The organism is Candidatus Edwardsbacteria bacterium RifOxyA12_full_54_48 (genome assembly GCA_001777915.1).
Classification (GTDB): domain Bacteria; phylum Edwardsbacteria; class AC1; order AC1; family EtOH8; genus UBA2226.
The window spans coordinates 107,616-120,238 of sequence record MFFN01000005.1; the positions used below are offsets into that span (position 1 = coordinate 107,616).

Annotated in this window: 15 protein-coding genes, 1 tRNA gene and 1 pseudogene; 15 read left to right on the forward strand and 2 right to left on the reverse strand. The window is 53.6% G+C overall.

The annotated features are described in order from the left end of the window. Positions 1 to 112 precede the first annotated feature (112 nt). Positions 113 to 943, forward strand: a complete 831-nt coding sequence (locus A2273_08890; protein OGF07045.1) for a hypothetical protein — start codon at positions 113 to 115, stop codon at positions 941 to 943. Positions 944 to 1,019: 76 nt separating this feature from the next. Here A2273_08890 and A2273_08895 read toward each other — a convergent pair whose 3' ends face one another. Next, positions 1,020 to 1,385 carry a hypothetical protein gene (locus A2273_08895; protein ID OGF07148.1) on the reverse strand — a complete coding sequence of 122 codons (366 nt, stop codon included), beginning with the start codon at positions 1,383 to 1,385 and terminating at the stop codon, positions 1,020 to 1,022. Between the two features lie 158 nt (positions 1,386 to 1,543). After that, a tRNA-Glu gene (locus tag A2273_08900) sits at positions 1,544 to 1,619 on the reverse strand. A gap of 267 nt (positions 1,620 to 1,886) precedes the next feature. Here A2273_08900 and A2273_08905 point away from each other — a divergent pair. The 14 genes and pseudogenes from A2273_08905 to A2273_08970 all read left to right on the forward strand — a co-directional run bounded on the left by A2273_08905 (position 1,887) and on the right by A2273_08970 (position 12,437). Beyond that, positions 1,887 to 2,291, forward strand: coding sequence for a hypothetical protein (locus A2273_08905; protein OGF07046.1), 405 nt, complete (start codon positions 1,887 to 1,889; stop codon positions 2,289 to 2,291). A gap of 217 nt (positions 2,292 to 2,508) precedes the next feature. Continuing rightward, positions 2,509 to 4,023: a hypothetical protein gene (locus tag A2273_08910; protein OGF07047.1), complete on the forward strand. Its 1,515-nt coding sequence runs from the start codon at positions 2,509 to 2,511 to the stop codon at positions 4,021 to 4,023. A 302-nt stretch (positions 4,024 to 4,325) separates the two neighbouring features. Next, complete coding sequence (locus A2273_08915; GenBank protein OGF07048.1) at positions 4,326 to 5,666, forward strand: hypothetical protein; 1,341 nt, start codon at positions 4,326 to 4,328, stop codon at positions 5,664 to 5,666. A gap of 352 nt (positions 5,667 to 6,018) precedes the next feature. After that, positions 6,019 to 6,492 carry a hypothetical protein gene (locus tag A2273_08920; protein ID OGF07049.1) on the forward strand — a complete coding sequence of 158 codons (474 nt, stop codon included), beginning with the start codon at positions 6,019 to 6,021 and terminating at the stop codon, positions 6,490 to 6,492. A 92-nt stretch (positions 6,493 to 6,584) separates the two neighbouring features. Continuing rightward, entirely contained in the window at positions 6,585 to 6,776 is a 192-nt protein-coding gene (locus A2273_08925; protein ID OGF07050.1) for a hypothetical protein, read from the forward strand. 17 nt (positions 6,777 to 6,793) lie between these two features. Further along, complete coding sequence (locus tag A2273_08930) at positions 6,794 to 7,153, forward strand: hypothetical protein (protein OGF07051.1); 360 nt, start codon at positions 6,794 to 6,796, stop codon at positions 7,151 to 7,153. A 94-nt stretch (positions 7,154 to 7,247) separates the two neighbouring features. Next, positions 7,248 to 7,688 (forward strand): CGGC domain-containing protein, encoded by a 441-nt coding sequence (locus A2273_08935; GenBank protein OGF07052.1) that lies wholly within the window; start codon positions 7,248 to 7,250, stop codon positions 7,686 to 7,688. 37 nt (positions 7,689 to 7,725) lie between these two features. After that, positions 7,726 to 8,088, forward strand: coding sequence for a dinitrogenase iron-molybdenum cofactor biosynthesis protein (locus A2273_08940; GenBank protein ID OGF07053.1), 363 nt, complete (start codon positions 7,726 to 7,728; stop codon positions 8,086 to 8,088). Positions 8,089 to 8,167: 79 nt separating this feature from the next. Next, positions 8,168 to 9,010, forward strand: coding sequence for a (4Fe-4S)-binding protein (locus tag A2273_08945; GenBank protein ID OGF07054.1), 843 nt, complete (start codon positions 8,168 to 8,170; stop codon positions 9,008 to 9,010). A gap of 61 nt (positions 9,011 to 9,071) precedes the next feature. Then, positions 9,072 to 9,953: a (4Fe-4S)-binding protein gene (locus tag A2273_08950; GenBank protein ID OGF07055.1), complete on the forward strand. Its 882-nt coding sequence runs from the start codon at positions 9,072 to 9,074 to the stop codon at positions 9,951 to 9,953. Beyond that, positions 9,950 to 10,330, forward strand: a complete 381-nt coding sequence (locus tag A2273_08955) for a hypothetical protein (protein ID OGF07056.1) — start codon at positions 9,950 to 9,952, stop codon at positions 10,328 to 10,330. Before A2273_08950 ends, A2273_08955 begins: the two co-directional genes overlap by 4 nt. Further along, positions 10,327 to 11,264 (forward strand): annotated as a pseudogene (locus A2273_08960) (ATPase). Before A2273_08955 ends, A2273_08960 begins: the two are co-directional and overlap by 4 nt. Before the next feature lie 25 nt (positions 11,265 to 11,289). Then, a complete protein-coding gene (locus A2273_08965) occupies positions 11,290 to 11,628 on the forward strand; it encodes an ATPase (protein OGF07057.1) in 339 nt (112 codons plus the stop codon). A gap of 83 nt (positions 11,629 to 11,711) precedes the next feature. Continuing rightward, on the forward strand, positions 11,712 to 12,437 hold the full coding sequence (locus A2273_08970) for a peroxiredoxin (GenBank protein ID OGF07058.1): 726 nt from the start codon (positions 11,712 to 11,714) through the stop codon (positions 12,435 to 12,437). The last annotated feature ends 186 nt before the right edge of the window (positions 12,438 to 12,623 follow it).

Consider the following 12,623-nt stretch of genomic DNA (forward strand, 5'->3'; position numbering starts at 1 on the left):
GCGGGCAATCGGGGGGTAATGTATCTTGGCGGCAAAGGCCTTGAAGAATAAACTACTGATATACTCCTGTGCGGTAATTCCGTCTTTTTTCTGGGGGTTCTCGTTCATTTGGATGAAGCAAACCTACCAGTATTATCAGCCGATAACGACGGTATTCATCCGGGTGGTGCTGGCGGCTGTATTCTTGGGGATTTTCATATGGGTCTTTAAGAAGGAGCAGAAAATCCGTTCCGGAGACCTGAAAAAATTCCTGCTGCTGGCTTTTTTTGAGCCATTCTGTTATTTCCTGGGCGAGAGCTATGGGATAAGGCTGGTTTCCCCCACCACCGCTGCCATTATAATCTCGACCATCCCTGTTGTGACGCCGGTAATAGCCTTTTATTTTATTAAGGAAAAACTCAGGGCGGTCAATATAATTGGTCTTATCCTATCTTTTGCCGGGGTAGTGCTGATGATCAGCGGTCCGGAAAGCTCTTTATCCGGTTCGCTGAAGGGAATTCTGCTATTATTTTGTGCTGTAATAAGTGCGGTATTTTATGGCATAATGCTCAAGAAACTTTCGGCAGTCTATTCCCCTTTGGTAATAGTAAGGAACCAGAATATCATCGGAGGGCTTTTGTTTTTACCGATCTTTATGTTGTTGGGATTTAAGAATTTCATCAGCATTGTTCCCGGAAGGGACCTTATAATAACCCTGCTTAACCTGGCCCTTTTTGCTTCTACCCTGGCTTTTTTGCTGATAACCGTGGCGGTTCGGGAACTCGGATTAAGCCGGACCAACATTTTTGCGAATATCATTCCGGTTATTACTGCGGTGTTTTCTTATTTATGGTTCAGGGAGAGCTTCGGCTGGCAAAAGATAATAGGAATGGTGGTTGTTTTGGCTGGGCTTTTTATTTCCCAGGCCGAAGGTAATTGGCAGGTTATGAGAGCGGATGAATGAAACCATCATATAGGTTGGCCCAAAATAAAAAAAAGACCGGTATTTTATGCCGGTCTTTTCCGTTAGGGCGGACTGATCAATTGTCGTTCTCTACCGTGATCTTGATGATGCGTTCTATGTTCTTCAGTTTGATGTTGTCTATCTTGTTCAAGTGGCGCATGATCTTGGACAGGGTTTTCTCCCGCTCGGTGACTTGGGCGGGAACGCCCTTTTTGTTCTTGATGAGATCCTCCTGACTGGGACAGAGGTCGCAAAGGTATACATTAAGGGCATTAGCCACCTTCTCCAGGGTCTTGATGGTGGGGTTGACCCTGGCCTGCTCGATAAAGCCGATGTAACGGTAATCAAAACCGGCCTTCTCTCCCAGTTTCTCCTGGGAAAGCCCCTGGGCTTTCCGCAGCTTGCGGACCCTGTCGCCCAACAATCTGATGAAAGTATCCATGATGTCATCCTTATTTATGGTTAAAATATATCTATTATTGATGGATACCAATCCAGCAAACACTTGCCTTATCATTATAAGGGGGAAATTGTAAATGTAAATAGGCGGTAAAATCATTATTTATAATAAAGGGATGCCGCAAGAGGCATCCCTTTATGTGGTAGCGCTACGGGGAATCGAACCCCGGTTTGATGGCTGAGAACCATCCGTCCTAGGCCACTAGACGATAGCGCCGCAGATTATGTGTGAGATCCCGCCTCTTTTATGGTCAAGCAAACCCAGTATTTTAATTGAACAGATATATATTCTATAATATTATCCCCCAAAAGTCAATAGTCAAAAAACCGCGGGCCTTACCCGGTGCCGGTCTGCAAAAGTCGGCAACGGCCCCCTATCCATTTAGGCTTGTAATTAAGGCTCAACCGGTGTATACTTACCTCAAAGGGGTGGCCGGTATTGATGGCCCTGACCTTAATTAAATAATAGATAATGGAAGAAAAAATGAAAAAATTCGATCGCGATAACAAATTTGAAAAAAAGGGTTCCAGCCGACCCCCCAGCCGGGGCCCCAAAAAGTTCGGCCCCCGCGGGGGGAAGGATTTCGGCAAAGGGAGCTTTGATAAACAGATGCACCCGGCCACCTGCGATAGTTGCGGAACAAGCTGCGAGGTCCCCTTCAAGCCCACCGGAGGCAAGCCCATCTACTGCCGTGACTGCTTCAGGAAAATGGAGGGTTCGGAGGCGCCCCGGCGCTTTGACCGGCCCGAGCGCCCACGGTTTTCCAGACCTGACCGGTTCGCCCCCCGGGAGCATTCCAGCCCGGGCGGCGGAGACCAGGTGCAAAAGGAGCTGGATAAGATAAATATCAAGCTGGATAAAATACTGCGGGCCCTGGAGGGTGAATAACTTGTTTTGTAGAAGCGGGCCGAAGCAATTTGCTTCGGCCCGCTTAATTTTCAAGATAGAAAATGATGCGACTTTATGCTGGATTTATAGTTGACAAATGCTGTATGGAGTGATAGCATTAAATGAACAAAGCAAAGAAAAGATCAAATAAGACCCAGTAGGGGTTTAACCCCGCCCTTCTTCAGAACATCGTATCAGCGATGTTGTTTATCGGAGCATGATCATTGTGAAGATCGAGATCAAAAAGAACTATTTTCCGTTGCTGGCCCTGCTGGCAGGGTCGCTGATAGGCCTTCTGGAGGTCTATCAACTGGTGCATACCCGCCAAACTCTGATCGAAAACGCCAAACAGCGGAATGCCAATATCGCCAAGATCTCCGCCCAGCGGTTATCGGGTGCACTCAGGGAGATCGACTACATCATGCGCGGCATCCACGACGATGTCAACGGCATGATGCCCCGTCTTATAGACGGCCCAAATAAAGAGGCCACGGACAAGCTGAATGCGGTTCTGTTGAAGAAGATCAACACCCATCCCTGGATATTCGGGCTGGGTATCATGAATGCCAAGGGCGTCTTTGTCAGCGGGGTTGACCGGTCCGGGCCGGTCAAGGAAAGCATCGGGGCCGACCGCTCGTTCCGGGAGTACTTTTCCTATCTATCATCACATCCCGATGAGGATATCCACTGTTCGGGAGCGTTCGAGGAACTGAACACCAAGGACATATGGTTCGCCTATTCCCGCGCCATCCGGGTGGAGGGGCGAAATAGCCTGTTCGGGGTCATCTATGCCGGCCTTTACGCAAAACAGATGGCCGGTCTTTTTGGGGACGCTGATTTTGCAAATACCGGGGCCATAGCCGTGGTCGATCCGGTCGGGATCTTGTTGCTGCACATACCCAAGATCGCCAAGGCCGAAGGCAAGAAAGCAAACTATCCGGTCTTGGAGGTTTTTTTATCCAAAAGTATAAAAATGCTGCAGTCCTTAACTGTGTCTCCCTGGGACGGACAGGAGAGGATTAGCGCATTTTATAAGGTAGGGGATTATCCCTATACGGTGATAGTGTCTTCGACCGTCAAGGAGGACCTTGAGCAATGGAGGGAGCAGTGCCTCTATCAGATCGCCGGCCTGATCCTGATCTTCGGACTGCTGCTCGGCATTGCTCTGCTGGCCGGCCGGCTATTGAAAATAAAGGATCAACTGGTGGAAAAATCCAAGGAGCTTGAACGGCAGGCCCAGACCGACCATTTGACCGGCATCAGTAACCGACGCCATTTCTTCGAACTGGCCGGGCGGGAGCTGTCGCGAGGCAAGCGATCCAGCAGACCGATGGCTTTTCTGATGCTGGATATCGACAAATTCAAAAAGGTCAACGACACGCACGGGCATGATATCGGAGACCAGGTGCTTAAGGCGCTCTGCAAGACCTGCCTGGGCATGATCCGCAACATAGACATTTTTGCCCGCATGGGCGGGGAGGAGTTTGCCATAGTTCTTCCCGAAACCAACAAAATCCAGGCCCAAACGATAGCCGAGCGTATACGGGAAAAACTTTCCGAGACATCGGTCACCCTCCCCGGGGGCGATGCCGTCTTCTTCACGGTATCGATAGGCATATCCGCTACGGCATCCAAGGAAGCAACAGTGGACGGGCTGTTAAAATCGGCCGATGTGGCCCTCTATAAGGCCAAAAGATACGGCAGGAACCGGGTGTGCGTTTATAAGGAATGATAGGTGATAAAAACACAAGCGGCAATCTGTAGGATTGCCGCTTCTTTATTACTGGCTGCCATACTGGACGAGTTTCATAATGGGGTGCTATTCGAAGAAAATACAAAGTATAATCAAAATAACCAAATACTCCATGTTTTATCTAAAAGGCAGAAGAACTGCTGGACCAGTTTTAGGAGGTGAGTCAGGCATATATAGTTTTAAAGTATTACACCAAAGCTATGGGGTTTATTTTACTTGATATTATTAGATTGAATTGTTACGCTTAAACAAATAAACAGACAAACTGAAATGAAAATCAATTGGATAACTACAAATACAAGATAGATCACTGCAGAGTCGTCTACATCCTTTTGAACCGGTCCCGGGTGTTGTCGCTTTCAGGCAAAAACGAGCGAGCTCTGGCCGACCTGGGAAGGGGCCTGGCCATCTCAGGGAAACTGGGGGACCAGAAGGGCCAGGGGGAATGCTGGCTGGAGATGGGGGACGTTTACTCCGAACTCGGCAACCATGACCTAATGAAGGCGGCGGCGGAAAAGTCCCTGCTGATATACCAGGCATTGGGAGACCGCAAGGGCCAGGCGGAAAGCCTTAACAACCTCGGGCTGGTCTGCACCCGGAAGGGGGATTATGCCGGAGGTCTGGAGCATTACGGCCGGGCCTTGGCGATCCACCAGGAGCTCGGTAACCAGCCGGGCCAGTCCGTGAGTCTGGGCAACATCGGGGTGGTGCACAAAAACCTGGGGGATTACCACAAGGCCCTTGAACATTATGAAAGATCCCTGGAAATGTGTGAGGTCGAGGACCTGGTGGGGCAGGCGTTGATCCTTAACAACATCGGGGATGTTCATAACTCGCTGGGGGATTTCTCCCGAGCTTTGGAATGCCACAATCGGGCCTTGGGGATTCGGAAGAAGATCGGGGACCGGTTCGGCCAGGCGATGAGCCTGAACAACATTGGGGTGGTAAATGACAGGCTGGGGAATTATCTCCGGACCCTGGAGTCCCACCGCCTATCGCTGAAGATACGAGGCGAGCTCGGTGACCGGCGTGGTCAGGCGATGAGCCTGAACAACATCGGCACGGTCCACAACGGACTGGGAGATTATCCCACGGCCCTGGACCATTTCACCCGGTCGCTGAAGATCCGGGAGGAGTTGGGCGACCGGCTGGGCCAGGCCAACACGCTGAACAATATGGGCCGGGCCTGCCTAGAACAGGGCAGGCTGGGCGAGGCCCGGGAACATTTGGCCCGGTGCCGGGACATAGCCGCCGGAATCAGGGCCAAGGAAACGTTGCGCCGAGTTTCCACCTCCTTCGGGATGCTGGAACTGGCCGAGGGGCATAGGGAGGAGGCGGTGGAATACGCTGAGACAGCACTGCGGCTGGCCGGTGAGTTGAATTCCAGGGCGGGCAGAGCCGAGGCCTTGCTGATCTTGGCTCGGATATGGAAAGACGAAAGCCGATTCGGCGAGGCAGTGACGATTTACCGGGAGCTGGGCCAGCAACCGGCCCTGGCCAACTCCCTCTATTACTGGGGGCAGGTGATGGGCAGCGTCACTAAGCTGAAGGAAGCCAGGGATATATATGACCGATTGGGGATACAAAACCGGGTTGACAAAGTCGATAGAGCCTTGGCCTGACTAAAAATAACGGGAAGCACAAGATTGATCGGCCAGTATAAATGTTATTGTCCATCAGATCCGAACCGCAATCTGTGAACACCAAGGCCATCACTGCATCCCAGACCTCCGAAAAGTGGGCATTATTCAATTTGATGAAAAATAATTCTGTCCCCCGCTCCTGCTCACAGTCCCATCTCTTAAATGAGGTGGGTTTTTTTTGATTATTTGGCCATATCGTGTTGGAAGGGTATAACTAATTCCCAAAAATAAAAAAAATATATTTTCAGGGAACAAATAAAACAGGACTTGACAAACTTGAATTATTTGGTTATAATGATAATCATTATCAATAACATATAAGGTGATTAATATGCATTGCCGACGTGCAGGAAAGCAGGGTCCCTTTTGGCCTTCTACGGGGTGCGGTGAAAGAATGACCGCTCCCAGGAAAGCTATTTTTCAAACCCTGCAGGCAATGGATGGCCATCCAACGGTCGATGAGATATTCAGCCGGTTGCGCAGTCAGTTCCCCGGAATTGGCCTGGCGACGGTTTATCGCAATCTGGAGCTTTTGCGCAACAACGGCCATGTGCTAGCCTTCGATTCCGGGGATGGAAAGCTTCGCTATGAGTTGCGGGAAAGGGCCGATCGCCCTGGGCACCACCATCATTTGGTCTGCCGCAACTGTCATGAGGTGGTTGATTATATGAATTTTGAGCAGCAGGAGCTGGATCTGGTTAAAAAGCTGGAAAATCATTTGATTACCAAATACCAGTACCAGATTGTCGATCATGATTTTACTTTTTATGGATTATGCCCAAAATGCATCAAGAGTAACGCATAATTGCCCGGCAGCAAATAAATCGGAACACTAAATCTGCGGCTCCAAAAGCCCAGTGACCAGAAGAGAAATAAATAATTATAGGAGGAAATCACATGCCAAGAGGCGACGGAACAGGTCCGCAGGGCAAAGGCCCGGCCACTGGCCGGGGCATGGGGCGTTGCGATAGCAAGGCAACCCAAAAAACAACAACCCAGCAAGGGCAGGGACAGGCCTTAGGCCGGGGGCTTGGCCAGGGCCGCAAAGCCGGCCACGGACAGGGGAAACAATCGGAAACAAACAAGTAATCATAGGAGGTAAGATCATGCCACGTGGTGATGGAACAGGCCCCATGGGGATGGGGCCGATGACCGGACGCGCAGCCGGTTTCTGCGCAGGATCTGGTATACCGGGATTTATGAATTCCGGATTGGGAAGGGGGCTGGGAATAGGCCGGGGTTTCGGGCGTTCTGGCGGCGGCCGGGGATGCAGGAATCAGTTCTATGCCACCGGCCTGCCGGGCTGGAAGCGATTCGGAGTGGACCAACAGGTCATGTCCGAGTTTACCCCGGAACAGGAAAAATCAGCCCTTAAAAGCCAGGCAGAAGCGCTTCAATCCCAAGTTAATGCCATTCAAAAACGTCTGGCCGACCTCGGGGTAAAGGAAGAAAAGACCAGTAAGTAAGGCATTCTGCAAATCACGGCCGCACCTGGCAACGTGGTACGGCCGTTGGTTTCTTGTCCATTAAGGCTAATTATATTTATTTTGGAAGCAATAAATGAAGATTGGAATCATCATCTGTGCCCGCTACCGGGACTGCGGCGGGGGAAAGTGTTTCAGGTCGGTACGGGAGAGAAAGGGCGGGTTCGCACGATATGCCCAGTCCGAGCCGTTGGAGGTGGTGGGTTATTCCAACTGCGGCGGGTGCCCCGGGGGAAACATCGAATACGTCCCGGAGGAAATGGTAAAGAACGGCGCCCAGGCCATCCATCTGGCCACCGGACTGGTGGTGGGCTACCCACCGTGCCCAAATATCAGGAGGTTCAAGAGCTTTATCGAAGAACGGTACGGTGTTCCCGTGGTGATCGGAACCCACCCCATCCCCAAAAAATACATGGATGTCCACCAGCGGCTGTCTTTTTGGAAGGAAACCAAGATGGAAGAGATCGTGGGCGGGTTGATGGAGGAATCCGAAGTCGTAAAAGAAGATTATAATTGATGAATTTTAAACTTGACCCTAAAATAAAAGGAGCAGCATGAAGATAGCCTTCACCACCTCGGGAACCGAGCTGAGCGGGCCGCTTGACAGCCGATTTGGCCGGGCTCCCAAGTTTCTGATCTACGACACTGAAACCAAGGGCTTTACAATCATCGACAATGTACAGAACCTCAACGCGGCCCAGGGAGCCGGTATTCAGTCGGCCTCCGCCGTATCGCAGTCAGGCGCCCAGGCGCTGGTAACTGGGCACTGCGGCCCCAAGGCTTTTCAGGTACTAAAAGCCGCTGGGGTAAAGGTCTACAACACCGACGCACCGACGGTGGAAGAAGCTTTACAACGGTTCATCAACGGCCAGCTGGCCGAGGCAAAAGATTCCGATGTCGAGGGGCATTGGGTTTGAACTGTTCGAAAATAGTTCACCGCTCCGGGGCGATCGAAAACCGTCGCCTGAACGGAATAGATATCGACAGGGGAAAGATATGATACTTGCCATTGCCTCGGGCAAGGGCGGAACCGGCAAGACCACGGTCTCGCTGAACCTGGCAAAATCGCTGGGCCGACCGGTTCAGCTGCTGGATTGCGACGTGGAGGAGCCCAATGCCCACCTGTTCCTTTCCGGTAAGCCGGGAGCCGAGTCCGTGGTAACCGTGCCGGTGCCGGTGATCGATGCCACCCGGTGCGATCTGTGCGGTGAGTGCGGCCGGGTCTGCCAGTTTCATGCCATAGCCGTGGTCAAACCCGGGCCGATCGTTTTTCCGGAACTATGCCATGGCTGCGGGGGCTGCGTCCTGGCTTGCCCGCAGAAAGCCATCAGCGAAAAGGACCGCCGGATCGGAGCGGTGGAAACCCTGAAATCCGGAGACATCACCTTGATCATGGGGCGGCTGGATGTTGGTGTCTCCCTGGTGCCCCCGTTGATCCGGGCGGTGAAGTCGCGCCTGAACCCGGAGATTCCGGCAATACTGGACGCCCCGCCCGGGACCTCATGTCCGGTGGTGGCCACCATCAGGGACACTGATTACGTCCTGCTGGTCACCGAGCCGACACCGTTCGGGCTGAACGACCTGGCCCTGGCCGTTGACATGGTGCGGGAGTTGAAGATTCCCTTCGGGGTGGTCGTCAACCGCGCCGGTTCGGGCGATGACGGAGTGAACGCCTACTGCCGGGAGCAGGGCATTCCCATTCTACTGGAGATCCCGGACGACCGGAGGATCGCCGAGGCCTACTCCAGGGGGGTGCTGATGGTGGATGCGCTACCAGAGTACCGGAAGATGTTTGCGGATCTGGCAGATACATTGGCGGCGACCAATGGTAAAAAATGATGGGGATAGCCTAAGACAAATTTCAAATATTTAAATATTGCTAAAACAGGAGTAAATAATTATCACAGAACTTGTTATCATCAGCGGAAAGGGCGGCACCGGAAAGACCAGCGTAACCGCCTCGCTGGCGGTCCTGGCCGGCCGGCCGGTCATCGCCGACTGCGATGTAGACGCGGCCGACCTGCACCTGGTGCTTGCTCCCCAGGTAAAAGAGACCAATAAGTTCAGCAGCGGGCATGAGGCAATGATCATCCGGGAAAAATGCACCGGCTGCGGGGAGTGTCTGAAGAATTGCCGGTTCGGAGCGGTAAAGAAAACCGCAGGGGAGGCCGGGAAAGGATTGAAATTCCATATCGATCCGGTGTTCTGCGAGGGCTGCGGAGTCTGCGTCAGGATCTGTCCGGCCCAGGCCATCGATTTCCCGGAGCGGGTCTGTGGTCAGTGGATGGTCTCGGATACCCGGTGCGGTCCGATGGTCCACGCCAGGCTGGGGGTGGCGGCGGAGAACTCCGGCAAGCTGGTGTCGATGGTCCGTAACCAGGCCCGGATGCTGGCCCAGGAGACGGGAAGAAATCCGATAATAATTGACGGGCCCCCGGGCATCGGCTGCCCGGTGATTGCCTCGATAACCGGGGCCTCACAGGTGCTGGTGGTGACCGAACCCACGGTATCGGGGGAGCATGACCTGGAGAGGGTTCTCAAGCTGGCCGGACACTTCGGGGTTCCGGCGGCCGCCTGCGTCAACAAATGGGACATCAACCCCGGCATGGCGGAAAAGATAGAGGAAAAAGCCCGACTGGCCGGAGCCGGGATAGCCGGACGCATCAGATATGACCCCGGGGTCACCCAGGCCCAGATCCGGAAAAAGGCCGTGGTTGAGACCGACGCCCCCTCGGCCGAAGACATTAAAAATATCTGGGATAAACTCGGCATAAAGGGATGAGTCTAATGGATTGCACTGACCTGAACTGTTTTTCCGAAACAGCGCGCGATCATGCCATTAAACCCCGCAATTACGGCCCCCTGAAAAAGTACGATGGTCATGCCAGGATAACCGGCCCCTGCGGAGACACCATGGAATTCTGGGTGGCGCTTCAAAACGGGCGGGTCGCCCAGGCTTCTTTCGTCACCGACGGGTGCGGCCCTTCTTTGGCCTGCGGCAGCATGGCCAGCATTCTAGCCATCGGAAAAACCGCCATTGAAGCTGCAGCCCTAAGCCAGCGGGATCTCCTGAACTTTCTGGGAGGCCTGCCCAAAGAACACCAGCATTGCGCGCTGCTGGCCGCCAATACTTTAAAAACAGCCTGTGAGGATTTATGAAACAAACGTCTGACAATCACGCTCCTTCGTCCAGCCCTGAAACCGCCGGTTTCAGCTGCGACAGCTGCAGTGATAAAAACTGCGATGCTTCCAAGCGCAAGGGAAACGAAGGCGATGCGGATTTCCAGAATCGCCGCAAGCTCCGGTCACGCCTCTGTCATATCAAGCATAAGATAGTAGTGATGTCCGGCAAGGGCGGGGTGGGCAAGAGCACGGTGGCGGTCAACCTGGCGGCATCGCTGGCCCTGGCCGGGAAACGGGTCGGCCTGCTGGATATCGACATCCATGGGCCGAGCATTCCCACCATGCTGGGGCTGGAGGGTTCGGTCGTCGCCGGTCCGGATGGAGAGATGCAGCCGCTGGAGGTTGACGGGATAAAAGTCATGTCCATCGGCTTTTTCCTGGAAAACCAGGATCATGCCGTGGTCTGGCGCGGCCCGATGAAGACCACCATGATCAGGCAGTTCCTCAAGGATGTGTCCTGGGGGATCTGGACTATCTGATCATCGATTCGCCTCCGGGGACGGGAGATGAACCTTTATCGGTCTGCCAGCTGATCGGTAACCTTGACGGAGCGCTGATCGTCACCACCCCGCAGAAGGTGGCGGCGGTGGATGTCCGTAAGTCAATAACCTTCTGCCGGCTGATCGACGTTCCGGTGCTGGGGATGGTGGAGAACATGAGCGGATTTGCCTGTCCCAAATGCGGCGAGGTCACCCCGATCCTGGGCGCCGGAGGCGGCAGGCAGATAGCCGCGGACATGGGGGTGCCGTTCCTGGGATCGATACCCATCGATCAGGCGGTGGCTGAAAGCGGAGATGGCGGCCGGGCCTATGTTAGCCAGCATGCCGGTACCGCCATGGCCGCAATCATGCAAAAGATCATTGATCCGATAATTTTAAGACTTGAAAAAACTTGGGGTCAGATAAAATAAACCAAAAATAAAAGGAGCATCATTCATGAAAATAGCAATTCCCCTGGCTGAAGGAAAACTGACCATGCACTTTGGGCATTGCGAGAGCTTTGCCCTGGTAGATGTGGATGCGGCCGAAAAGAAAATCATGGGCCGGGAGGACATCAAGGCCCCGCCCCATGAACCGGGCCTGCTGCCCCGCTGGCTGGCGGAAAAGGGCGCCAAGGTGATCATTGCCGGCGGCATGGGACAAAGGGCCCAGGGGCTGTTTGCGGAACAGGGCATCAAGGTGATAGTGGGCGCACCGGCAGAGGCGCCGGAAAGACTGGTGGAAGATTATTTCAAAGGAACCCTGCAGACCGGCGCCAATGCCTGCGATCATTGAGGCCGCTATGGGACCTGCTAACAGCAGGCTGATGATTCCGAACCGATGACCAAAAGAGTAAACTCTAAAACCAGGAGACCAACATGGAACAGAACCCCCAAACTCCTTCCCCGGCCATGCCCCGGATCGGGGACAGGGCCCCCTCATTCAAGGCGGTGACCACCCAGGGCCAGATCACTTTTCCGGAGCAGTTTGCCGGCAGCTGGGTGATCCTTTTTTCGCATCCGGCCGATTTTACCCCGGTCTGCACTTCGGAGTTCATGACCTTTGCCACTCTGGAGGGGAAATTCGGCGAGGCCAACTGCAGGCTGGTGGGCCTGTCCATCGACGGGCTATACAGCCACATCGCCTGGCTGAGGACCATCAAGGAGAAGATCGAATACAAGGGAATGAAGAACGTGGAGGTGAACTTTCCGCTGATCGAGGACATCACCATGGAGGTGGCCAGGAAGTACGGGATGATCCAGCCCGGCGAGAGCCAAACCAAGGCGGTGCGGGCGGTTTTCGTCATAGACCCCAAGGGGATCATCCGGACCATCATCTATTACCCCTTAAGCCTGGGCCGGAATTTCGAGGAACTGTACCGGGTGGTGGTGGCACTGCAGACGGCGGACGCCTTCTCCATCGCCACCCCGGCCGACTGGCAGCCGGGCGATGATGTCATTGTGCCGACGGCGAGTTCCTGCGGCGCGGCCAAGGAACGCATGGAAAGCAAGGACGAAATGCACTGCTACGACTGGTTCTTCTGCACCAAGAAACTGTCCAGGGATAAAGTGATGGAATCACTTAAAAAGGGATCAAAGAAGTAAGCAGACGAAAACCCGGAGAATTGTCGAATCTGAACAAATCATCTGAAAATCAAAAAGGACTGAGGCAAAAGCTTCAGTCCTTTTTACTTGGCTGGGGGTAGTGGTGTACGTTCGTAAAGCGATCTGTGAACACCAAGGCCATATCTGCATTCCAGACCTCCGGAAAGGGGGCATTGTTCAATTTGA